This window comes from Microbacterium sp. SORGH_AS_0428, from assembly GCF_031453615.1.
GTDB lineage: Bacteria > Actinomycetota > Actinomycetes > Actinomycetales > Microbacteriaceae > Microbacterium.
Genome location: NZ_JAVIZT010000001.1, coordinates 1,272,783 through 1,294,502, shown reverse-complemented (window position 1 = coordinate 1,294,502; position 21,720 = coordinate 1,272,783). Strand labels below are relative to the sequence as shown.

Here is a 21,720-nt window from a genome sequence, read left to right as displayed (position 1 = left end):
GGAGCCGTCGTGAGGACGAATCATCCTGAGCTCGAGCGCCCAATCTGTCTACCAGATACACGTATACGGCCTGTTACGAAGGGCGAACGATGACTTTCCTCCCGAGAGAGCTTTACGACCGCATCGAGCAGTCTGTCCCGGTCGCGTGCGTCGACTTCGTTCCCATGCGTGCGAACGCTGACGGACCGCGCGAGATCGGACTCATTCTCCGTGACTCGCCCCACGGGCAGGTCTGGTGCCATCTCGGCGGGCGTATCCACCGCGGAGAGACGATCGCAGATGCCATCCGTCGCCACGCGAGAGAGACGGTGGGGGTGACGCCGGAGCTTCCGCTCAACCCCCAGCCGGCCTACGTATACGAGTGGTTCCCCACCGAGCTCGCGCCGGTCGACGGCACCGCGTTCGGTGACGACCCCCGCAAACAGGCGATCGGTCTGTCGTTCGTCGTGGAGCTTCCCACGGGAACTCGCCCGGCGAACGAGGCGCTCAGATTTGAGTACTTTCCCGTCAGCGCGCTCCCATCGCCGTTGTGGCCGGGCTGCGCCGAGCTCTTTCAGCGGATGGGAGTCATCACCGGTCAGGCGATGTAGTCGCCGTTCCACCAATCGGCGATCCGCGACAGCTGCTCGGCCACTCGCACGTGTTCGGGGTGGATGCGGAAATCGTCGAAAGCGCTGCGATCCGCGAACGTCGCATCTTCTACGATCACCCGCCCTTTGCGCGCATCGAGCGATACCTCGACGCGCCAATGCGTGACACCCGGCAAGACCGAGAGTGACCGAAGCGCGTCGATCGCTTCGGTCACTCGCTCGTCTGCGACGTCCTCATAGACGCGGAACAGCACGATGTGTCGGAACACCGGCTACTCCCGGATGGAGTCAACGTGGTCGCGGTACCAGGCGACGGTACGCTCCATGCCTTCCTCGAGCCCGATCTTCGCGGTCCATCCTGCTTCTGCGAGCTTCGAGACGTCGAGGAGCTTCTGCGGCGTGCCATCCGGCTTCGTCGTGTCCCATTCAGTCCCACCCGAGAACCCGGTGACCGTCGCGATGGTTTCAGCGATCTCGCGGATCGTGACGTCGGAGCCGGTGCCCACGTTGACCTGGTCGGGGCCGTCGTAGTGCTCCATCAGGTGCAGGACCGCGTCTGCCATGTCATCGGCGTGCAGGAACTCGCGCCGGGGCGTACCCGTTCCCCAGTTGGTCACCGAGGACGCCCCCGCCTTCGCCGCCTCGTCATACCGGCGGATCAGTGCGGGCAGCACGTGCGAACCCTTGGGGGAGAAGTTGTCGTTCGGTCCGTAGAGGTTGGTCGGCATCGCGCTGATCCACGGCAGGCCGTACTGGCGACGCACCGCCTGGGTCTGGAGGATGCCGGCGATCTTCGCGATCGCGTACGCATCGTTCGTGGGCTCGAGGTGACCGGTGAGCAGCGAGTCCTCCCGGATCGGCTGCTCGGCGAACTTCGGGTAGATGCACGACGACCCGAGGAACAGGACCCGCTCGACATCGTTAGCCAGCGCCGCATCCAGGACGTTCACCTGGATGCGCATGTTGTCGCTGAGGAAGTCGACGGGATAGGTCGAGTTAGCCATGATGCCGCCGACCTTCGCCGCCGCCAGGGCGACGTATTTCGGCTTCGTCTTGCCCATGTACTCGAAGACCGCGTCGCGGTTCTTCAGATCGAGTTCAGCCGACGTCTGGCCCACGATGTTCTCGAAGCCCGATGCTTCCAGCTTGCGCCAGATCGCGGAGCCCACGAGCCCCCGGTGGCCTGCAACGTAGAACGTCGCGTCACGGTCGAGCTCGCCGGGCGTGTACTGCACGCCATCGACGGCAGTCGTCACTTCGTGCCCCACGAAGCCAGCTTCACGGTGTCGATCCAATCCGAGCCCTGCTCCAGTGCTTCCACGTCGGCATCAACCATCAGCTTGGCCAGTTCCTTCCCATCGATCGTGGGAACCCATCCGAGCTTGTCCGCTGCCTTCGCCGGGTCGCCGATCAGCGCGTCGACCTCGGTGGGGCGCAGGTACCGCTCGTCGAACTTCACGAACTCCTGCCAGTCGAGCCCGACGCGACCGAAGGCCGTCTCCAGGAAGTCCCTGATCGTGTAGCCGACACCGGTCGCCAGCACGAAGTCCTCGGGCTCGTCGGCCTGCAGGATGCGCCACATGCCCTCGACGTACTCGGCGGCGTAGCCCCAGTCGCGGATCGAGTCGAGGTTGCCGAGGTAGATGTCCTTCTGCACACCCGCCTTGATGCGGGCGACTGCGCGAGTGATCTTGCGCGTGACGAACGTCTCGCCTCGTCGAGGTGACTCGTGGTTGAAGAGGATGCCGTTCACGGCGAACATGTCGTACGCCTCGCGGTAGTTCTTCGTGATCCAGAAGCTGTAGAGCTTCGCTGCGGCGTACGGCGAGCGCGGGTAGAACGGCGTCGTCTCGGACTGAGGGGGTGGAGTCGCGCCGTAGAGCTCCGAGGTCGAGGCCTGGTAGAACCGCGTAGAAATACCCGACAGGCGCACCGCTTCGAGCAGGCGGATGGTGCCGGTGCCGGTGGTGTCGGCGGTGTGCTCGGGCTCGTCGAACGACACCCGAACGTGAGACTGAGCGGCCAGGTTGTAGACCTCGTCGGGTTGGATCTCGGCGAGAAGAGTCACGAGCCGGGACCCGTCGGAGAGGTCGCCGTAGTGCAGGAAGAGGCGCGTTTCAGGGTTGTGGGGATCGGTGTACAGGTGGTCGATCCGGTGCGTGTTGAAGGTCGACGCACGGCGGATGATTCCGTGGACCTCGTAGCCCTTGGAGAGCAGGAGCTCGGCGAGGTACGAACCATCCTGACCGGTGATGCCAGTGATGAGGGCGCGCTTGGTCAATTGGTGCTCCTGTGTTGCGGGGCATGGACGTTGATCCGTCACCTTAGCGGACCAACGGTGACGGCATGTTGCGCGGAAATGTCAATCGCTGCCGCGCGACGGGACAGGTGGCTCTGTTGCGCGAAGCCGCCGCAGTGGTCTCCAGCGGGGCTTTCGCCAGGGTGTCGATGATGACCACATCGCTGCGATACCTTGACTACACGTCGAGGTGGATCTGAGCGCTTCGGCGTGACGACGCCGCCTGACATTTCAAGCTCGTCCAGGGTGTTAGGTGGGGTAAATGGCATTGAGTGACACGCGCCGGAACGCGCTCGCTTACTACGCCAACACGGTCGTACTCGCCGTTCTGGGCATTCTGATTAATCCGGTCCTTCTCAGCTCTCTCGGGGCCGCGAACTTTGGGACATGGAAGAGCCTGCAGCGCGCGTTCGATGTTGGTGGGGCGGCTAACGGCGGCGCGATGCAGGCTCTTAAGTGGGTGATCGCCTTCAGAGCCAAGGACCCCGACGTCGAGCGCAAGAGGCGCGACGTTGGTGCCTCGCTCATAGTGCTGGCTCGCTGGTCCCCAGTTCTCATTGGTGTATCGGCCGTTCTCGTCGTCATGACGCCCCTACTTCTCAACGACGTACCACAGGAGCAAGTTGGTCCCGCCTATGTGACGGCTGGAGTGCTCGGGTTGAATGTCGTACTCGCGAGCGTTGTCGCGCTTCCCGATGCGGCACTGATCGGGACAAATCAGGGATATCGCTCAATGAGCGTGACAACTGTTGTTCTGACCGCGTCGAATCTCGCGATGCTGGCGGCAGCGCTGAGCGGCGCCGGAATTGTTGCACTGGGGTTCGTCATGCTGGCGGGAACGGGGTTGAACGGTGCCGTAACACTCTGGGTTGCCCGCCGCAAGATTCCGTGGTGGGGCGTGGCGCGAGCATCGAGGCAGGATGTTCGGGAGCTTTCGAGGTTCAGCGGCTGGGTGTTGGCGTGGTCGCTTGTGGATCGCGCGACCTTAGCCACCGAGCTCCTGCTCGTTGGCATCCTCGTTGGCGTGGTAGCCGCCGCGTCGTACAGCTTCACCTCCTACGTCGTCGTCTTCTCCATCGCGATCTGTCAACTCACGACGAGCGTGATGATGCCGCCCTTGGGTCGTCATGTTGGTGCCGGCGAATGGCGACTCGCAGCCCGCACGGCTCGACGCGCACGGGAGCTAACGATCGCAGTGGTGGGCTTCGTAGCAGGGATGAATCTCCTCCTGAACGGAGCCTTTGTCAGTATCTGGGCGGGGAGAGAGCAGTTCCTTGGCGCGGACGTGAATGCGCTCATGACCTTGACCTTCGTGCAACTGGCGCTCATCCGAATGGACGCGCAGATTCAGGACACTGGCTTGAACATCCGTCGGAAGGTCCAGGTCGGCGCACTTGCTTCCGCAGCGGGCGTGATCCTGGCCTGTGCCGCGTACCTGGCCATGGGCACGATCTGGTCGATCTTCCTGGGCCTGCTTATCGGAAGATCCGTTGCATCTCTGATCTTCCCCGCCCAAGCAAACAAAGTTGTGCGGGGAGGTGATTGGCCTTGGGTTCGCGTGATTCTGCTGATGGTGGCACTAGTTTTCGCTTACTTGGTCGGCCGTGAGGTCGCGCCCGACTCGTGGGCGGCGCTCGTTCTTGTAGGGCTGGGCTCACTGGTGTTGTGGGGGACAGTGGTCACCTTCATCGCCCTGTCCCCTCGGACTCTCCGTGATCTGTTCATGCGAGGAGGCGATCATGGCAAAGGGGACTGAGCCGTTGTCGAGTTTGCGTATCTGCGTACTGATCCCGGATTTCTCTGACGGTGGTGCGCAGCGACAGTGCATCTATCTGCTGAACGAATGGCAGAAGCGAAATGACATCTCAGTCACCCTGATCACCTTTGGCGCTGGTGAACACGCGGCAGCATTACGAACCGATGGACTCGAGTGGTTTCAGATGAAGAGAGGCCCGTGGACTCTGGTTAAGCTTGCGTCGGTCATCCGCCGCCAGCGAATCGATGTCGTCATGTCGTGGCTACATGAGATGGACAACTATGCCGGCCTGCTGAAGCTGCTGCCAGGGCGAAGAACATGGGTTTTGGCCGAACGAAATGCTCGGTATCCGAAATCTCGACGCATACGAGCACGTCTCGCTCTCGGCCGGCGCGCTGATCTCGTCATTGCAAATTCAGCTAGTGGCGGGAAGTACTGGGAGCCGATACTGGGCATGCAGCGCGTGAGTGTGATACCGAACATAGTCCGTACCCCCGAAGTCGTCGACAAAGCCCTCCCTCCGCTGGTGGTGTCCGTCGGTCGGCTCGTCCCGCAAAAGAACCCGATGGTGGTTGCGCAAGCGATGTGCCTTGCATCGCATTCGAAATCGGATGCGCAATACGCGATTATAGGTGCGGGCCCTCTAGCGGCCGCAGTTGCGGAGGAACTAAGTCGCTCCGAACGCTCTCCGAGCGTGGATCTTCTCGGGTTCCGTAGCGATGCCGCAGACATCATCGCTCGAGCACAGGTAATGGTGAGCATGAGTCGACGCGAGGGTCAGCCTAACGTGCTCCTCGAGGCTGTGATGTCGGATTGTGTGCCCGTCGTAAGTCGCATTGATGAGCATGTCGAGGTGCTTGGCGGTGCGTATCCGTACTACGTCGACGTCGATGCGCAACCCGCCGCTGTCGCCGAGGCGATCTGCGCTGCACTCGAAGAGTCGAAGCCACGCGACGTTCTCGCTTACGCCCGAGGGAAGCTGTCCGAGAGGACGGCCCCGCAGATATCAGATGATTATGTTTCGGCCTTTAGGCGCTTGAACAGAATCTAGGCGCACCCCAACTCGTGGGTGCGTGCCATGCCGAATGTTGAAGACTGTCGCGGCCGTCATGCCCAACACGAGGGTAGGAACTGCGTACGTAAAGGTGTTGTCGCTCGCGGAGTTAATCAACATGCCGATCAGCAGAGCAGCTGAGACGGCAGCCATGTCGTTAACTTGCGGCTGGTCGGATCTGCTGGCGATACGTACAAGCTTTATCGTGCCCGCGACCGCAAACACGAGCGCGACTACCAAGCCGACAATGCCGGTATCGACAAGCGCTCGAACATACTCATTGTGCGGGGCGAACCCGCCCTCGATCAGCGAACCAGAAGTCGCCACCCCGTACCCGACCCCGAAAACACGGTTTCCCTCCCAGATCTGCAAGAGGATGCGCCACTTCGATACTCTCCACTCCAGAGAGTTCGTAGACGCTCTCTGACCGCTCAGGTCGAGGTTCGACAGTTCCGCTAGACGCTCTGATCCAAGGGGAGAGAACACGAACACCAGCACCAGCGCCACCGTTACGCCCGCCGTCGCGATTCGGAGCCGACTCGGGAGCGTGCCGCTCACAAAGACATACGCGAGCAGCATCACCGTAATGGAGGCTATTCCTCCCAGGCTGCCTGTGACGATCACGGCGCCGGCGATGACCAGTCCCGCGATACCGTGGATGAGCTTCCGCCGCCCATGTGACAAACCAAAGATTGCGGCGAGAATACCTGCTCCATACAGAAGAGCCGCTGAGTTCGGGTGTGCCATCAGGCCGGCGGGGCGGGCCAAACCATCCACCAGCAGCGATGTTCCGGTCGCCACCTGAACGTATGTCACGAGTGCCGACGCCACCGCGGCCAACTCAACGACGCCGGCGATTGTGGTCAGGCGGGGTCGCGGGCTGACGTTCAAAAAGCCGAAACTCGCGGAGATGATAGCCGCTATGCGCAGGAAGTAGGGCCAAACGACGTCGCCGCCCAAGGTTGCAGCGCCGAATGCAGTCGAAATCGCAAGGAACGTGAGCGCGAAGGCTAACATTCCGACGCCGCGCCGCCCCTGCAGGGTTAGCGCCACACCTACAACTAGGAGGAGAATCCCGAGAACCGACGTGATCGGGAGGGAGCCAAGTGAGAACGTATAGGCCCCGTCCACGACTACCCGGAGAAGGAAGAGGGCTAGGAGGAGTTTTGCGCCCGCAAATCGCGCGATCAGCGGGAAGGCGACCACCGCCACGACGATAGACACGACGGCGATCGCAAACTCGTTCACGGCCGATCTTCCTCCATCAGGTTCAGATACAGCTTCGCATACACATCAGCGATGGCATCGATCTCGAACTGAGCGCCAGCAGCGCTAGCTGCGCCGCCCAAGCTGTCGTGGTCGGACCATGCGCGGGCGAGAGCGGCGGAGAGATCCCCGGCTCGACCGACCGTTGAGTACAGCACAGAGTCGCCTCCAACCTCTCGGTGCGCTGGTATGTCACTGACGACGGAGGCCCTGCCGTGCACCATCGCCTCAAGCAGAGCGTTCGGCAGCCCTTCGGCTCGCGACGGAAGGCAGAAGACGCGAGCGCCGCTTAGCAGTTTTGAGACAACGTCGAACTGCTGAGACCCAAGGAGATGAACCCGACTTGGTAGGTCTCGCACGAGTGCCGTTGTTGCTGGCGCCACCTCGTCGTTAAGTGGGCCGACCATGACTAGGTGAGCAGCGGGGTGGGTGTCGGCGAACGATCGAAACGCGTCCACCAGGACGTCGGCTCCCTTACGCCAACAGACCTCCCCTACGAAAAGTATGTAGTCGGACGGGGGCGTAAAGCCGACGGCCTCCGATTGTGTGTGCAGGTCCACCGGCGCAACCCCGTTAGGAACCCACTCGACGGTACTCTCAACTTTTTCGTCGCGGACGGCTGCTTCGATTTCGCGGGTGAGTGCGATGATTCGACTGGCATAGTCGAATTGACGAACAATGATCTTACCTACCGGTACGCCGAACTGTCGCAATGCGCGAATGCTCGCGGGGTCGTCGCGCCCCATCAGAGTCACTTTCAGTACCGAAGGCTTGCGTCGAATATGTGCCGCAGCGAGTGCCGTCCAGCCGTAATAGTAGGCCCCATGCGCATGGATGATGTCATACCGCCCCACCAGCGCCTGGAGTCCGACCAGCAGCGCGAAAACCGCATTGCTGACCTTCTCATTCTTGATGAAAGGGCCGATAAACGAAACTCCGGGATGAACTGATCTGAGGTTCTCCTTCTTGCGTGCAACAATTCGAACCTTCACCCCGCGAGAAGGCAAGCGCCTCGCAAGTTCATAGGCCTGTCGTCCGGCGCCCCCATATTGCGGCGGGGCCGTATCTACGACCATCAGCACTCGTGGCTCGCGATCTGATCGGTGGGTCATTGGCTGCCTTCTTCCACGATTCTCAGGAGCGCCGGGACTGCGGAAGCGGAGCTACGGTGCTGAACGGAGGCGCGGCAGTCGGCCGCAGCGAACCGGTGCGACATCGCCAACGCTGACGCCAACTCCCGGGGATCTCGACTGCTGACCCGAATGCCGTTTGTCTTGTCGTCGAGGGACTGGTCGGGGTCCGAGGCAGACGTAGCCACCACAGGAATCCCCGACGCATTCGCTTCCACGAGGACGAGTGGCGAGCCTTCGTAATGTGACGTCATGAGCAACACGTCGGACGAGCGCATGAGCGCCGCCACTTCCTTGCGTGCCAGTGAGCCGTGGAAGGCTACAGGGGCCTTAAGGTCTCGAGCCTGCTGCGCAAGAGACGCCTCAAGACTCCCTGCCCCGGCCATGTGCAGCTCTACGGAATGACCGGCCCGTGCGAGTGCGGCCACGGTCTGCAGGGCGAGCAGGGGGTCCTTCTGCGCCTCGAATCGGCCTACCCAGCAGACTCGCAGAGTATCCGATGCGGGCGAGGCTGGGCGGGTGTCGAATACGGCGCTGTCGTACCACGTCTGGGCAACATGTACATCTGGCCGGATCTTCTGCATACGAGCGGCGTCACCCCGGTTAAAGAGGACGACTGCGTGTGCTGCTCTGAGGGCTCGGCGCTCAAGGATGCGGTAGAGCCACGGCAGGTGCTTCCAAAAAGAATCGGAGTTGGCGCCAATGAGGCCAGTCGAATCGTTGTGCACGAACTGGATGAGCTTACTGCCCCGCAAAGCCACAGACACAAAGGCGCCAGTCTCAATTCGATGAGCGTGGACGTACTGGAACTGTCGAAGCCTATGGCGGAAACGAGCGATGCCACATATGACGAGCAGCGAGTGGGGGACGCGTACGCGCGATGCGCGACGCCTGTCAGTGTCCGCGAGACCGAAAAAGTCGAATCGAACGCTGTCAATCGAAGCGGTCGACCATGAGCCGACCCGGTTCCGGTCCTGAGTGACGCCCGCGACGGCGGAGCCATCGGCGTCGTGACGCAAGACGTCAGCAATCAAGGTATCGATGCCGCTTGGCAGTAGATCCTCTGGGTCGAACTGGTCAATGATCAGGCGGCTGGGCGTCGAGTCAGTCATCGTCAGCTTGTGGGGTCCTTCTTGCTTCGAGCAACCGCGCAGGATTCCCCACAGCGGTACAGAACGGCGGGACATCGCTGATCACGACGGATCCAGAACCAATCCGCGAGCCGCTGCCGATGGTGATGGGACCGAGCAGCGTCACGCCGGCTCCGATATCGACTGCATCCCCGACAACCGGTGCTGCTGATCCGTCGTCTCTCGCGCCGATCGTCGTGCTGTGACGAAGCGTTACGCCGCTCCCGATCCGCGCGCGATCGTTGATCACAAGTCCAAAACCATGATGGATGGCGATGCCATGGCCTAGCTCAGTCGACACAGGGATGTCTATGGATAAGACAAACAGGGAGTAAGAACGGTACGCGATGGTGGCGACAGCCCCGAATGTGCGACGGATCAGCGGGTGGCCGTGGCGGAGCTTGACTGCGGTGTGCCGAAGTGCAAAGAAGGTCTGAATGTGGGGGCGACCGCGATTAGCCGCGAGGTCAGCGCGAAGCGAGTCAAACACCAGGCCTCCGCGTCTCGGACGTGGCGAGCGAGGTGTTCCTGATCTGCTTCGCTTGCTCCGCCGCGATGGCTTTGATGAAGCGCGCGCCGCCGAAAAAGTAGCGCCTCCACAAACGCTTAGGCTCTGTCGCAAGCCGGAACATCCATTCGGCTCCGATCCGAGTCATCCATTCCGGGCTGATGGGCAGAGTGCCGGCGGTGAAATCGAATGCGGCTCCCACGGCGAGAGAGGTGACTCCGACAGATTCCGCTAAGCGGCGCGCTTCGAAGTCCTGCTTCGGGGTACCGAGTCCTACCCAGATCACGTCTGGTGCGGCACTAACAATTCTCGCGTCGCGATCGACGAGTTCCCCGATCGTAGGTGGGCGGAACGGTGGGCTGTCGCTTCCAACGATCAGCGCGCCCGGAAACTTGGATTCGATGGACTTGATCAGGTCTTGCAGCGTCTCCGGGCTTGCTCCGAGTAGGTAGTGGCGCAAGCCAACCGCGCGGCCACGGTCAAGTAGGCCTTCAAAAAAGGACGGCCCGCGCACCTGTGATACTCGCGGCTTGGCGCGGCGCAGTCTCGCGACGATTGATATCGGCTTTCCATCAGGAAACACCAATCCGTCGCCATTCAGCACGGTCAGCAGCGCAGGGTCTTTGTCGGCGAGCGCGACGGTATACATGTTCGCGAAATGCACGTGCCATGCCCTGGGAGTGAGACTCCTGGCGTTGTCGATGATGAGATCGATGGCAGCATCAATGCTCGTGGCGCGAAATGGTGTGCGCCCAACCGGCACGACAGCGGGGAGAAGAGAATTCATCGGGAGCTCCTGTACGTCGTGGTCATCGGGAGAAGTGCCGAATCAGAAAGGTCTGTTTCTCCTGGCGTGAAAGCTTCTTGGTGTCGAGCCGCGAAGCCTGCACCCCGGCGCGATACTCGTCGATTGTCTTTATGACGCGCGCGGGGACCCCAGCGGCCACGCTATTCTCGGGTATGTCCTTCGTCACGACTGACCCCGCGCCTACAATCACATTGTCCCCGATGGTCACGCCTGGAAGGATGATTGTTCCATATCCCAAATAAACATTCGACCCGACAGTGATTGGCTTGATGATATCTATGGAAGGATCGTCGTCGCGCAGGATCCATACTGCCCCGTCGTGTGTCTCGAAGTGTGTTCGCGTCGCGCTCACGTGGTCACCGATCGTGACGAGGTACGGCTCTGTCGAGAAAGTCACATCGAGAAGGCGGCAACGCTCACCTACGTTAACCCCTAGCGCTCGAGCCCACCGGGAAGGGTCGCGGCGACGTAGCAGTGCCATCTTGAGTCGCTGAATCACGGCTTAGTTCCCGTCGCGGCCGAGTGATAGGTGATGTACCACTTCGTGAAGGCGAGGACTCCTTCGCTGACCGGTGTGGCAGGAATCTCGTCAATCAGCGCCCTCAGTAGTGATGGATCGGCGGACGTCGCGACGACGTCGCCAGGCTGCATGGGCAACATGTTCTTCTGGGCGGTCTGACCGACTGCAGACTCTATGGCTTCGATGAACTCCATCAGAGCTACCGGCTGGCCGCCGCCCAGATTGACGACGCGGTACGGAGCGACCGGGCTAAGCGTGTCGTGTTCAGAGACGGGGGAGCCGGCAACTGGGGGCTTGTCTGCCAGAGCCGCGATGGCCACAACAAGATCGTCAACGTAGGTGAAATCGCGCTTCATCTCGCCGTAGCCATAGACGTCGATGGGCTCGCCTTCACGAATAGCGCGGACAAATTTGAACAGCGCCATGTCGGGTCGGCCCCACGGTCCGTAGACGGTGAAGAAACGAAACGCAGTCGTCGGAAGGGACCACAGATGGGAGAAAGAATGGGCGAGGGCCTCTGTCGCGAGCTTGGTGGCAGCGTAGAGGGAAACCGGTGAGCGAGTAGGATCCGTTTCCGCAAATGGAATTGACTCATTCCCGCCATAGACGGACGATGTAGAAGCAATCATCAGATGGCGAGGTTTCAGGTCACGGGCTAGTTCTAGGACCCGAAGGGTGCCTTCGACATTAGATGAGATGTAGGCGTCCGGGTTCTCGAGGCTATAGCGAACCCCTGCCTGCGCCGCCAGATGAACGATCACCTCGGGTTCGAACACTTTGATTTCTTTGCTGATGTCGGCAAGGTTCTCGAGCAGAGCCGTGTGATGTGCGAATCCCGTCATGCCTGAGAGGATCTCAAGCCGGTCAGATTTCAGCTGGGGGTCGTAGTAGTTGGTCATTCCGTCAACGCCCAGCACCTCATGTCCGAGGCCAAGTAGGTGCGAGGTCAGGTGGAACCCAATGAAGCCGGCATCACCGGTGATCAGGTAGCGAGTCACGAGGTGGCTCCTCTCACGATGGAGATCAGTGCGCCGTCTCGCCGGGGGCGAGTGCGGCTTTGGCGGTCTTGGTGAGGATGACAAAGTCGCCGAGCATTGACCAGTTCTCGACGTAGGAGAGGTCGAGACGTACGGTCTCTTCCCACGAGAGGCTGGAGCGGCCGCTCACCTGCCAGAGGCCGGTGATGCCGGGCTTCACGAGGAAGCGGCGGTGCACGTGCGTGGCGTACTGCTCGACCTCGTTCGGCAGCGGCGGGCGCGGCCCGACCAGCGACATCGAGCCGCCGATCACGTTGAATAGCTGCGGCAGCTCATCGAGGCTGAACTTGCGCATGACGCGCCCGATGGGCGTGACGCGCGGGTCGTTCTTCATCTTGAACAGCACTTCGTTGCCCGAATCGATGCCCTCTTCGCGCCGCTGGCGCTGCAGATTCTCGAGCAGCTCCTCTGCGTTGGTGACCATCGAGCGGAACTTGAGCATCGTGAACTCGCGACCGCCGCGTCCGATGCGCGTCTGCCGGAAGAGCACGGGGCCCTCCGACGACAGACGGATGCTCATGGCGAGGAAGGCGAGAACAGGACTGAGCAGGACCACGCCGATCGTGCTCGCGAGGATATCGACGGTGCGCTTCAGGAAGAGCTGGCCCTTGCTGAAGCGCGGCGTCTCGACGTGGATCAGGGGGAGTCCGGCGACGGGGCGGGTGTGCAGGCGCGGGCCTGCGATATCGACGATGCTCGGCGCGAGCACCAGGTGCTGGCGGCCGGCTTGCAGCCCCCAGGAGATCTCTTTCACTTTCGTGGGCGGCAGCTCGTCGGTGCTGGTGACCGCGACCGTGTCGGCGCCGGCGCGCTCCATGGCGCGGTCCACCGCGTTCACGCTTCCCATCATCGGGATGTCGGTTCCCGGCACGAGCGCGCCGACCTTGCCTGTCGGAGTGCACGCGCCGACCACCTTGTAGCCGGCGCTCGGCGTGCGGGCGAGCTCACGAGCGATGTTCGCCACCGACTCGACCGAGCCGACCAGCAGCACCCGGGCCGCGTACTCGCCGACCGACCGCTGGGCGATGAGCCACTGCCGCCAGAGCCAGCGCACGACGAGGAGAACGAGGATGCCGAGCGGCAAGCTGATGAGCAGGAATCCTCGCGCCAGGTCGATCTGGAACAGGAAAGCGATGATCGCGACGCCGCCGAACAGGCGCAGGCTCGAATCCGCGATGCGCACGTACTCTGCTGAGCCGGTGCCGAACACTCTGGGGCTGCGGGAGTCGCTCCACGACAGGGCGCCCATCCAGATGATCACGAGGATGGCGGAGAACACCCAATAAGAGAGGTCGGTCCAGCGAGAGTCGTGGGCGATGACGAGCTGGGCGTTGCCGAGGCCGAACCAGGCGATCTGGGTGCCGAAGACCACCCAGACGACCGCGAGCAGGTCGCTGACCCACAGGCGGCGCTGATACCCGCGGCGCCAGTTCTTCGGCGTCCGGTCGTGGGTCTGAACGGTGCCGGTCGTCAGGGCTTGGCGGGCCGCATCCGAGATGACGGGCTGCTGAGCCGTTGCCGGAGTCTTGGGGAGCAAGAAATGGTCGGGAAGAGACGGTGACGCGTTCTTCGCTATCCGCGACTCCGTCGTCGCGTCGACCTCGAAATCGGTCGACACATCCTCCCCCTTCATCAGTCGTGCCTTGCTGACGGGCCGCACGTTATCAGGTGAATGTGACGGTGATGTGTCGGGTGATTCATCTGGATTCATGGGGCGCGTCTCTGCGTGCGATGTTACGGTGATCGGTTCGTTGGACACAGTCCACCGAATGGGGGACAAGCACATACTGTCCTGATCCGGCGGGGAATGGGGACGTGTTGCAATCTGGCCGCGGGTGAGTAGTTCTGCGTGGTGGGGGCGTTTCGTCTCGCTGCGCTCGCTCAACGAACGGGAGGGTGTGCGGCGTTTCGTCTCGCTGCGCTCGCTCAACGAACGGGAGGGTGTGGGGCGTTTCGTCTCGCTGCGCTCGCTCAACGAACGGAGGGGTTTCCGGCGGGCGGGAGGGCGTCGGCGAGGTGGGCGAGCTGGGTGGCGACCCACGCCGCGTACTGATCGTCCGACCATCCGCGGGCGTGCGTGAAGTGAAGGTAGGTCGCCGGCCCCGTCAGGTGCCCCAGCACGTCCGCCGCGACATCCACCGCCGCTTCCGGGATGCGACCCCGCGAGGCGAACCACCCCGCGCTCAGTCGCATGTCGCGCTGGCGCCGTTCCTCGAGCTCGAGGTAGGCCGCGCGAGCCGCGGCGTCCGCATCCGCCGCCGCCATCATCGCCTGCACGATCGCCGCCGAACGCCGGTTCGCCTCGGTGAGGAACGCGACATAGCGATCGAGCGCGGTCTCGAACTCCGGCTCGGCCATGATCTCGGCGATGAGGGGACGCTCGGTGAGCGAGTGCGTCCCCTCGTCGCCGGCGAACGACGTCTCGAACGCGGCGATGAGCAGGGCGTGCTTGGGGCCGTGCAGCTGCACCGTCTGCGCCGAGACACCCGCCTCCGCGGCGATCGCCTTCATCGACGTCGCCGCGTAGCCATCTCGGATGAACAGCCTCGCCGCCGCCGCCACGATGCCGGCCCGCGTCGCCGCCGCCTCGGCCTCGCGGCGGGGGGAGTGGTACGCGCGGGGCATCCTCAGACCGTACCGCCGCTCGCGGCCGGACGCGCAGCCAGGAACACCGCGCCGACGACGATCTGCGCCACGCATGACGAAACGAGTGCGATCGTGACGGTCGCCACGTCATCGCTCGCCGAGGCGATCCCGCCGGTGACGGCGACGACCGCAGCCAGCGCCAGCAGTGCCCACCGCGCCGCGCCGGTCGCGATTTCGGCACGCACGGCCCCCACGGCGCCGACGATCAGGAGCACGAGCTGCACGATCCCGAGGGTGAGCGGCAGCCATCCGAGCGCCGCGTCCGCGCCGCCCGGCGTGCCGTAGGTCATCACGTAGTAGACGAGCTGATTCGCGAGGAACACGGCCCCGAAGCCGAGCAGCGCGAAGGTTCCCCGCACCCGGCTCCCCGTGATCCCGTTCGCCGCCATCGTGCCCAACGCGAGGGGCAGCATCGCCGCGGCGAGGATCGCCGCGCTCGCCAGGAACAGCACGGCGAACAGCGGCAGGGCCGGCCCGGTCGGTTCGGTGCGGAGCCCGACCTCGACCACGGTCGCCGCGAGCAGGAGTGCGCCGCCCGCCGCGACCAGGCCGCCGCCCCATCGCGCCCATGCCCTCGCGTCCGTCTCGGCGAAGGCGGGATGCTTCGTGGTCGCCCGCGTGGTTACTGTGCTCATGATCGGTCCTCCCCGGATCTGTTGGTGTGCCTCAATATCCATTAGTGTGGCGGACATGTCAATTACGAATCGGTCCGCGCTGCTCTGCGCGATGCCCGCCGTGGGCCACGTCGACCCGATGCTCGTCGTCGGGCGGGAGCTGCTGCGCCGCGGGTGGCGGGTGCGGATGCTGACGGGCTCGCGCTACGCGGAGCGCGTGCGGGCTGCCGGCGTCGACTTCGTCGCCCTCCCGGCCGAGGCGGACACCCTCGACTCCGTGGGCGCCACCGGGCGCAACCGCGGCATCGCGACCATCAACGCCGGTGTGGAGGAGGCCTTCGTGCGCCCGGCGCTGCCCGCCGCACAGAAGCTCGACGCCCTCCTCGCGGAAGAGCCCGTCGACGTCGTGTTCCATGACATGACGTTCCTCGGCGTGCAGGGGCTGCTCGCGCGCCCCGCATCCGAACGGCCGCTCGTCGTCATGTGCGGTGTCGGTCCCGCCGGGTTCTCCAGCCGCGACTGCCCGCCCTACGGGCTCGGTATCGTGCCGGCGCGCTGGCGTGCCATCGGACGGATGCGGGATGCGGTGCTCAACCGCTCAGCCCGCTGGGTGCTGTCGGGCGCCCATCGCGCGCTCGACGACCTGCTCGCCCGGCTCGACGCCCCGGGGCTCGACGGTGCCTTCTTCATGGACGTTCTCGCGCGCAGCGATCTGCTCGCGCAGTTCACGGTCGCCGAGTTCGAGTACCCGCGCAGCGACGCGCCCGCACACCTCCGCTTCTACGGCCCGATGGCGGCGCCCGCCGCATCCAGCGGATCCGCGGGGGAGCTCATCGACCGCCTCGACCCGGACGTGCCCGTCGTGCACGTGACGCAGGGGACCGTTGCGAACACCGACTTCTCGGAGCTCATCGGTCCGTCGCTGCAGGCCCTCGCCGACCGCCCGGTGCAAGTGGTGCTCACGGCCGGCGGTCGGGCCGCATCCGATCTGCCGCCGTTGCCGCGCAACGCGTTCGCCGCGGACTACCTGCCCTACGACCGGCTGCTGCCGCGCACGAGCGTCTTCGTCACAAACGGCGGCTACGGCGGGCTGCACCAGGCCATGCGCCACGGGGTGCCGATCGTCGTGGCCGGCGACAGCGAGGACAAGGTGGAGACGTCGGCGCGCGTGCAGTTCTCCGGCGCCGGTCTCAGTCTCGGCACCGGCCGGCCGTCGCCGTCGCAGATCGCCCGCGCCGTCGACCGTGTGCTGGCCGATCCTCGGTTCGCCGCCGCATCCCGTCGGATCGGCGAGCGGATCGCGATGGCGGGCGGTGCGCCGGCGCTCGTGGACGACGTGGAGGCGATGCTCTGGGCATGAAGCCCGGCGTTTCGTCTCGCCTGCGGCTCGCTCAACGACCGGGGAGGGTGGGGGCGTTTCGTCTCGCCTGCGGCTCGCTCAACGACCGGTGGGCGTTTCGTCTCGCCGCGCTCGCTCAACGACCGGGGAGGGTGGGGGCGTTTCGTCTCGCAGTCGGCTCGCTCAATGACCGAGTCGTTCCGCGATCCAGGCGGCCGCGCGGGAAGGCGCGAACCGCGCGTGCATCGTGCCGGAGTGGTGCGTCGGCCACCAGTGCGAGGTGATATCGACGCCCGCCCGCCGGTACCGGCGCAGGAGCGCGCCGGTGAGGGGAGCAGGCGCCACCTCGTCGAAGGCCGCCGCATCCACCCGCACCGGCGCGCGAAAGCCACGCAATGCGGCAACGTCGTTCTCGCGGAAGGACGCGAGCAAGCGTGAGCGGAGTTCTCCTCCCGAGGTTCCGAGAATCGCCGCGGGCGCGATGCCGCCCCACGAGGAGCGGCGCGCGAGCTCGGTGAGCGAGAGACTGCCGAGGCCCGGCCACAGCGCCCGGGCACGCGCACTCAGCCCGTCGCCCGCACACAAGTGCGCAAGGTCGGCGTCGACCGTGGCTGCGCCGCGCACCATGAGCCCGATCAATGCGGAGATAACGCCGCTGCCGGGTGCCGTGATCGGCACTCGCAGCGCTGCGCCGATGCTGAGATCCATCCGGGTGACCGGCGCGAAAGCGCACGTTCCGACCAGACGAGAACGCTCGTCGGGCTCGGGGGAGACCGACGCCCACAACGCGCCGACGGCGCCCTCCGAATGCCCCGCCGCGAGCCACGTGTCACCGAGGGGAGCCGCGAAGAGCGTGCGGGCGCGCGCCATCGCGATCATGGACTCGGCCAGCGACGGGCCTATCAGATACGGGTGGATGCCGGGACCGCCGATCCCCTCGTAGTCCGGGCGGAGCACCGCGATCCCCCGCGCGAGCAGCGCGTCGCACAGGACATCGCCCTGCGACATCCGGCGCCACTCCGGATGCGTCGGATCCGCCGTGCTCGGCGCGGAACGGGGACCGCCGCCGGTCGTCATATGGCCGTAGACCGCGATCGGGAAGCCGGTCGCCGGAGCCGGCAGGTGCGGAACATGCACGAGACCCGTCTGCTGCTGCAGTGACCCGTCGATGCCGGTGGCGGGGAAGGCGACGCGGCGGGTCGTGCCGTGGCGCATCACCAGCGCCCGCGGGGCAGGAGCTGCCGCAGGCGACGCGGGATGAATCCGAGCAGACCGCCTCGGCGGGCATCCGCGTCGTCGATGATGCGCGCGAAGAACCGCGCGACCGGCACGAGCTGCGTGCGGTCGATGCGTTCGATCGTGTCGGCGTCGTCGTAGAGGTACAGCGGCCCCGAGATCAGGCTCACCGTCGGAACGCCGCTGACCAGAGTGAACGACGCATCGGTGGGGATGCCGTTCGCGAAGAACTCGAGCGCCGTCGCGTCCAACAGGGTCGTGCTGTGCATGCCGTTCTCGCGCACCGCGCGTGCGATCCGCAGGGCGAAGGCGGGGTTCACGTTCAGGAAGATTCCCCGCGGCTCGGTCTCGCCGGTGTCGGCGAACCCGCCGTCGGCGCCCTCCAGGGCACGCAGGCCGATGTGCTCGATGGTCGTGTTCAGAACGATGCGCCACGGCGCGCCGCGCGAGAGCACGAAACGTCGTGCGAACTCCTGATGCGCCTGATACCCGGTGAAATGCGTGTCGAACGTCACGAAGATCAGCGTCTTTGCCCGCATCGCGGGGTCGCGCGCGGCGAAGTGCTCGGCCAACGCGATCACCTCCGCCGTGCCCGAGGCATCCTCCACCGCTCCCGGACCGACGGAGTCGTGATGAGACTGCACCATCACCGCATCCCTGGTGCGCCCGGGCAACACGCCGATCACGCTCCGCGAGGTCACCCTGCGACGCTCGACGGTGAGCGTCAGAGCCGCCTCGGACGGTGACGAATCGATCAGGTGCCGGAGCCGCCGCCCCTCGGCGCGCGTCACCCATACGCCCGGCAGGGAGAACAGTGTGCGGCGGTAGTACTCGTTGTGATACCTGCGCGAGTCGGGGTAATCGCGCAGGACTCCGATGAGGCCCACCGCGCCCGCCGCCGCCGCATCGCGCATCACCCGCGCGAGCGAGGTCACGTAAGGATTGCGGCCGGCGAGCACGTCGCGGCGCAGCATCCGCCGGTTCGGATCGTGGATGTAGCGCGCGAGAGGCAGAGTGTGCGCCAGTGTCATGTCGAACGTGAGATCGAACAGCACGATCGCGCCGCGCACGTCGTGTGCCGCCACCCGGCCGGATCCGATGTCGACGACGCGGGCGACGAGGCGGTGGGAGGCGCTTCCGGTCCACTCGTGCGACACGAGGCCCGAATGCAGGATGGGCGCGCACTCGATCGTCTCACTGCCGAGCTCGAGTCGGCACTCGCTCGCCTCCCATCGGAAGGACGGAACGCGCAGCTCTTGGGTCGCGAGGCCCGCGCGTTCGAAGCGGCCCCGAACGTAGTCGGCCGCCGCATCGCCTCCCGGGGTTCCCGTGGCGCGAGGAGCGAGGGCGACGAGACTTCGGATCGTGTCCATCATCGCCGATTCCGTCATCGTCATACGGACAACGGTATGTAGAGTCCGTCATTCGCAGAGATGATGCCCTGTATTCGTCACCGAATGCGTTGCCCGTGAGAATATTCGTCGTATGCCCGACTCGCTCAGCGAACTCGACCTCGCCATCGTCCACGCGCTGCAGATCGACGCCCGGGCGCCGTGGGCGCGGATCGCCGCCCGCCGTCGGAGCAGACACCGGAACCGTGACCCGCCACTGGCAGGACCTGCGCGCGGGCGGGCTCGCCTGGACCACGATCTGGCCGACACCTGAACGGTGGGCGCGAACGACCGATGTCGCGCTCGTCTTGATGGATGCGGATGCGACGGCACGCGACGCGATCGCTCTGATGCCCTGGGTGATCGCTCTCGACGAGACGTCCGCGGGCGTCCTGGCGGTCGTCGCCGAGTCGGGCGGACTCGAGGCGATCGGCGCGCGCGTGCGCACGATCGCCGGGCTCGGCGCCGGCATCCGGCGTGCCGACGTCGCCGCATCCATCGCGCAGGAGGACTCGACGTGGCGACTGCAGGCCCTCTCGCGCGCGCAGCAGCGCGTGCTGGTCGCACCCGCAGGAGCGCGTCGCGACGTGCGCCCGCCGTCGCCCGAGGTCACCGCGGAGATCGCGGCGGCGCTCGCCGATGATCCGCGGCTCGCGGTGCTCACTCTGGGCAGACGCTTGGGCGTGTCGGAGCCGACGATGCGCCGAACCCTCGATCGGGCGATCGCCGCCGGGGTTCTCCGCTTCGGCTGCGACCTCGCCATGTCGGCGGCGGGTCTCGGGCGCGCGGCCGTGCTGTGGGCACGCGCCCGAGACGTCGACGCCGCAGCGGATCGTGCGGGTCTGCTCGCCGAGACGCACCGGGCCGGCGTCGTCGTCGGTCCGTCGCCCGTGTTCGCGAGTGTGCGGATGCGGACCCTCACCGCCCTGCCGTCCATCGAGCATCGTTGGCAGGACGCCGCCGCCGTCGAGGTCGCCGACCGGTGGACCGTGCTGCGCACGTGGAAACGCAACGGCCATCTCCTCGACGGTGAGGGGCGTTCGATCAGACGGATTCCGGTCGAATGGTGAGTGCCTCTCGCCGCAGTCGCGCATCCAGCGTGTAGCGCGAGAGCGGCACCAGGCTCACGGCGCACAGGAGTGCGGGGGCGAGGGAGACGCCGATGACGATCGCTGCTTTGGCCGCATCCGTCTGCGGGAGATCGATCTGCGTGGAGGCGACGTAGCCGCCGATGCTCATCGTCGCCCCGAGCAGCGCCGGACCCAGCGCGTAGCCGAGGAGTTCGAATCCCGACCACACCCCGGCGATCATCCCGATCCGGTTCAGTCCGGAACGCTTCGCGTCGTCGGCGGCGATGTCCGGAAGCATGGCGAGAGGAAAGAGCTGGCCGCCGGCGTAGCCGACTCCGACGACAGCGGCGGCGGCGAGCAGGACCCCCTGCCCGGTGCCGGCCGCGGCGAACAGTCCGATGAAGCCCGTGATCTGAACCACGGTGGCGGCCGCGAATCCGTTGCGCTTTCCGAGGCGCCGCCCGATCGCCGCCCACACCGGAGTCAGCAGGATGGCCGGGGCCACGAAGCACACGAAGCAGGTCGTCGCCAGGGAGGCGTCGCCGAACACATGTCGTGCGACGTAGATGACACCGCTGAGCACCATCCCCATGGCGATCGCCTGCAGGACGAAGGGGATGACGAGAAGCCGGGCATCCGGGTTTCCCAGCACGGCGGCGAGCTGTGTGCGCAGGCGCCCGCCGGCAGGCTCGCTGCGCACGCGGGCGGCGCCTCGGGTGCCCCACCACACGCCGACGGTGCCGACGAGGATCAGTGCCGACATCGCCCCCGCCATGATCCGATAGCCGGCGAGTCCGCCCGCCGCCTCGACCAGTGCGGGCGCTGCGGCGCCGGAGACAAGGATCGCCAGGGTGAAGACGATCACACGCCAGGTGACGAGGCGTGTCCGCTCGCCGTAGTCGTCGGTGATCTCCGCCGAGAGGGCGAGATAGGGCACCTGGAAGAACGCGTACGCCGTCGCCGATGCGACGAAGAGTGCGAGCACCCAGAGCGCGCCGGCGACGGGGGGTGCGCTGGGGCCGAAGAACATGGCGGCGAACGTGAGCGCCAGGATCACGCCGGCTCGCAAGAGGAAAGGGCGGCGCCGGTCCGGGCGGGGGGACCGGTCGGACACGCGGCCGGCGATCGGGTTGAGGAAGAAGTCCCACGCCTTCGGGATGAACACGATGAGCCCGGCGATCGCCGCCTCGACCCCGAGAAGATCCGTGAGATAGGGCATGAGGATCAGTCCCGGCACAGTGCCGTACGTGCCGGAGGCGATACCTCCCAGCGCATATCCGAATCGAGTCCTCGCCCGCATCCTGATCATCCCCGGATGCTAAGCGG

At 65.3% G+C, this 21,720-nt stretch carries 21 protein-coding genes and 1 pseudogene; 6 read left to right on the top strand and 16 right to left on the bottom strand.

Annotated elements, in window-relative coordinates; all coding sequences use genetic code 11:
• Positions 1–89 precede the first annotated feature (89 nt).
• Complete coding sequence (locus tag QE374_RS06155; protein WP_309733095.1) at positions 90–590, top strand: DUF4916 domain-containing protein; 501 nt, start codon at positions 90–92, stop codon at positions 588–590.
• Here QE374_RS06155 and QE374_RS06150 read toward each other — a convergent pair.
• Genes QE374_RS06150 through gmd form a run of 3 tightly spaced genes read right to left on the bottom strand, consistent with a single transcriptional unit; the run spans position 578 to position 2,871 of the window.
• Positions 578–844, bottom strand: coding sequence for a Dabb family protein (locus QE374_RS06150; protein ID WP_309733093.1), 267 nt, complete (start codon positions 842–844; stop codon positions 578–580). The two genes, QE374_RS06155 and QE374_RS06150, sit on opposite strands and share 13 nt — an antisense overlap.
• Positions 845–862: 18 nt before the next feature.
• Positions 863–1,858: a GDP-L-fucose synthase gene (locus QE374_RS06145; RefSeq protein ID WP_309733091.1), complete on the bottom strand. Its 996-nt coding sequence runs from the start codon at positions 1,856–1,858 to the stop codon at positions 863–865.
• A complete protein-coding gene (gene gmd, locus QE374_RS06140) occupies positions 1,843–2,871 on the bottom strand; it encodes a GDP-mannose 4,6-dehydratase (protein ID WP_309733090.1) in 1,029 nt (342 codons plus the stop codon). Before gmd ends, QE374_RS06145 begins: the two co-directional genes overlap by 16 nt.
• 280 nt (positions 2,872–3,151) lie before the next feature.
• On the opposite strand from gmd, the gene QE374_RS06135 reads away from it, so the two are divergent.
• Both QE374_RS06135 and QE374_RS06130 read left to right on the top strand, forming a co-directional pair.
• Positions 3,152–4,645, top strand: coding sequence for an oligosaccharide flippase family protein (locus tag QE374_RS06135; protein ID WP_309733088.1), 1,494 nt, complete (start codon positions 3,152–3,154; stop codon positions 4,643–4,645).
• Positions 4,629–5,696: a glycosyltransferase gene (locus QE374_RS06130; protein WP_309733086.1), complete on the top strand. Its 1,068-nt coding sequence runs from the start codon at positions 4,629–4,631 to the stop codon at positions 5,694–5,696. Before QE374_RS06135 ends, QE374_RS06130 begins: the two co-directional genes overlap by 17 nt.
• Here the strand turns inward: QE374_RS06130 and QE374_RS06125 are convergent.
• The 10 genes and pseudogenes from QE374_RS06125 to QE374_RS06080 all read right to left on the bottom strand — a co-directional run bounded on the left by QE374_RS06125 (position 5,652) and on the right by QE374_RS06080 (position 15,379).
• On the bottom strand, positions 5,652–6,947 hold the full coding sequence (locus tag QE374_RS06125) for an O-antigen ligase family protein (RefSeq protein WP_309733084.1): 1,296 nt from the start codon (positions 6,945–6,947) through the stop codon (positions 5,652–5,654). The two genes, QE374_RS06130 and QE374_RS06125, sit on opposite strands and share 45 nt — an antisense overlap.
• Positions 6,944–8,077: a glycosyltransferase family 4 protein gene (locus QE374_RS06120; protein WP_309733083.1), complete on the bottom strand. Its 1,134-nt coding sequence runs from the start codon at positions 8,075–8,077 to the stop codon at positions 6,944–6,946. Before QE374_RS06120 ends, QE374_RS06125 begins: the two co-directional genes overlap by 4 nt.
• Positions 8,074–9,207 carry a glycosyltransferase family 4 protein gene (locus QE374_RS06115; protein WP_309733082.1) on the bottom strand — a complete coding sequence of 378 codons (1,134 nt, stop codon included), beginning with the start codon at positions 9,205–9,207 and terminating at the stop codon, positions 8,074–8,076. Before QE374_RS06115 ends, QE374_RS06120 begins: the two co-directional genes overlap by 4 nt.
• Entirely contained in the window at positions 9,200–9,715 is a 516-nt protein-coding gene (locus tag QE374_RS06110; protein ID WP_309733080.1) for a hypothetical protein, read from the bottom strand. Before QE374_RS06110 ends, QE374_RS06115 begins: the two co-directional genes overlap by 8 nt.
• Positions 9,708–10,520, bottom strand: coding sequence for a WecB/TagA/CpsF family glycosyltransferase (locus QE374_RS06105; RefSeq protein ID WP_309733079.1), 813 nt, complete (start codon positions 10,518–10,520; stop codon positions 9,708–9,710). The genes QE374_RS06110 and QE374_RS06105 overlap by 8 nt, the downstream gene beginning before the upstream one ends.
• A 22-nt stretch (positions 10,521–10,542) precedes the next feature.
• Positions 10,543–10,806: pseudogene (locus tag QE374_RS06100) on the bottom strand (DapH/DapD/GlmU-related protein); the annotation flags it as partial.
• 230 nt (positions 10,807–11,036) lie between these two features.
• Positions 11,037–12,059 carry an NAD-dependent epimerase/dehydratase family protein gene (locus tag QE374_RS06095; protein ID WP_309733076.1) on the bottom strand — a complete coding sequence of 341 codons (1,023 nt, stop codon included), beginning with the start codon at positions 12,057–12,059 and terminating at the stop codon, positions 11,037–11,039.
• Positions 12,060–12,084: 25 nt separating this feature from the next.
• The gene (locus QE374_RS06090) at positions 12,085–13,731 is read right to left on the bottom strand and encodes a sugar transferase (protein ID WP_309736638.1); all 1,647 of its coding nucleotides are present in this window, start codon (positions 13,729–13,731) and stop codon (positions 12,085–12,087) included.
• A gap of 338 nt (positions 13,732–14,069) precedes the next feature.
• Positions 14,070–14,723, bottom strand: a complete 654-nt coding sequence (locus QE374_RS06085; protein ID WP_309733074.1) for a helix-turn-helix domain-containing protein — start codon at positions 14,721–14,723, stop codon at positions 14,070–14,072.
• Positions 14,724–14,725: 2 nt separating this feature from the next.
• Positions 14,726–15,379: a hypothetical protein gene (locus QE374_RS06080; protein ID WP_309733073.1), complete on the bottom strand. Its 654-nt coding sequence runs from the start codon at positions 15,377–15,379 to the stop codon at positions 14,726–14,728.
• A gap of 55 nt (positions 15,380–15,434) precedes the next feature.
• On the opposite strand from QE374_RS06080, the gene QE374_RS06075 reads away from it, so the two are divergent.
• Positions 15,435–16,718 (top strand): nucleotide disphospho-sugar-binding domain-containing protein, encoded by a 1,284-nt coding sequence (locus tag QE374_RS06075; protein WP_309733071.1) that lies wholly within the window; start codon positions 15,435–15,437, stop codon positions 16,716–16,718.
• 162 nt (positions 16,719–16,880) lie between these two features.
• Here the strand turns inward: QE374_RS06075 and QE374_RS06070 are convergent, their stop codons facing one another.
• A complete protein-coding gene (locus tag QE374_RS06070) occupies positions 16,881–17,912 on the bottom strand; it encodes a hypothetical protein (protein WP_309733069.1) in 1,032 nt (343 codons plus the stop codon).
• Positions 17,912–19,330 (bottom strand): M28 family peptidase, encoded by a 1,419-nt coding sequence (locus tag QE374_RS06065; protein ID WP_309733066.1) that lies wholly within the window; start codon positions 19,328–19,330, stop codon positions 17,912–17,914. Before QE374_RS06065 ends, QE374_RS06070 begins: the two co-directional genes overlap by 1 nt.
• Before the next feature lie 88 nt (positions 19,331–19,418).
• Between QE374_RS06065 and QE374_RS16100 the strand changes: the two genes are divergently transcribed.
• Positions 19,419–19,598, top strand: coding sequence for an AsnC family transcriptional regulator (locus tag QE374_RS16100; RefSeq protein WP_396653325.1), 180 nt, complete (start codon positions 19,419–19,421; stop codon positions 19,596–19,598).
• Complete coding sequence (locus QE374_RS06060) at positions 19,531–20,394, top strand: Lrp/AsnC family transcriptional regulator (RefSeq protein ID WP_309733064.1); 864 nt, start codon at positions 19,531–19,533, stop codon at positions 20,392–20,394. Before QE374_RS16100 ends, QE374_RS06060 begins: the two co-directional genes overlap by 68 nt.
• Here the strand turns inward: QE374_RS06060 and QE374_RS06055 are convergent.
• Positions 20,369–21,703 (bottom strand): MFS transporter, encoded by a 1,335-nt coding sequence (locus QE374_RS06055; RefSeq protein ID WP_309733063.1) that lies wholly within the window; start codon positions 21,701–21,703, stop codon positions 20,369–20,371. The genes QE374_RS06060 and QE374_RS06055 overlap by 26 nt on opposite strands.
• Positions 21,704–21,720: the final 17 nt, after the last annotated feature.

Bases quoted from the DNA above. Each gene is read 5' to 3' on its own strand.
- QE374_RS06155 (WP_309733095.1), top strand. From the start codon at position 90: ATGACTTTCCTCCCGAGAGAGCTTTACGACCGCATCGAGCAGTCTGTC.
- QE374_RS06135 (WP_309733088.1), top strand. From the start codon at position 3,152: ATGGCATTGAGTGACACGCGCCGGAACGCGCTCGCTTACTACGCCAAC.
- QE374_RS06130 (WP_309733086.1), top strand. From the start codon at position 4,629: ATGGCAAAGGGGACTGAGCCGTTGTCGAGTTTGCGTATCTGCGTACTG.
- QE374_RS06120 (WP_309733083.1), bottom strand. From the start codon at position 8,077: ATGACCCACCGATCAGATCGCGAGCCACGAGTGCTGATGGTCGTAGAT.
- QE374_RS06115 (WP_309733082.1), bottom strand. From the start codon at position 9,207: ATGACTGACTCGACGCCCAGCCGCCTGATCATTGACCAGTTCGACCCA.
- QE374_RS06105 (WP_309733079.1), bottom strand. From the start codon at position 10,520: ATGAATTCTCTTCTCCCCGCTGTCGTGCCGGTTGGGCGCACACCATTT.
- QE374_RS06090 (WP_309736638.1), bottom strand. From the start codon at position 13,731: ATGAAGGGGGAGGATGTGTCGACCGATTTCGAGGTCGACGCGACGACG.
- QE374_RS06085 (WP_309733074.1), bottom strand. From the start codon at position 14,723: ATGCCCCGCGCGTACCACTCCCCCCGCCGCGAGGCCGAGGCGGCGGCG.
- QE374_RS06080 (WP_309733073.1), bottom strand. From the start codon at position 15,379: ATGAGCACAGTAACCACGCGGGCGACCACGAAGCATCCCGCCTTCGCC.
- QE374_RS06075 (WP_309733071.1), top strand. From the start codon at position 15,435: ATGTCAATTACGAATCGGTCCGCGCTGCTCTGCGCGATGCCCGCCGTG.
- QE374_RS06070 (WP_309733069.1), bottom strand. From the start codon at position 17,912: ATGCGCCACGGCACGACCCGCCGCGTCGCCTTCCCCGCCACCGGCATC.
- QE374_RS06065 (WP_309733066.1), bottom strand. From the start codon at position 19,330: ATGACGATGACGGAATCGGCGATGATGGACACGATCCGAAGTCTCGTC.
- QE374_RS16100 (WP_396653325.1), top strand. From the start codon at position 19,419: ATGCCCGACTCGCTCAGCGAACTCGACCTCGCCATCGTCCACGCGCTG.
- QE374_RS06055 (WP_309733063.1), bottom strand. From the start codon at position 21,703: ATGATCAGGATGCGGGCGAGGACTCGATTCGGATATGCGCTGGGAGGT.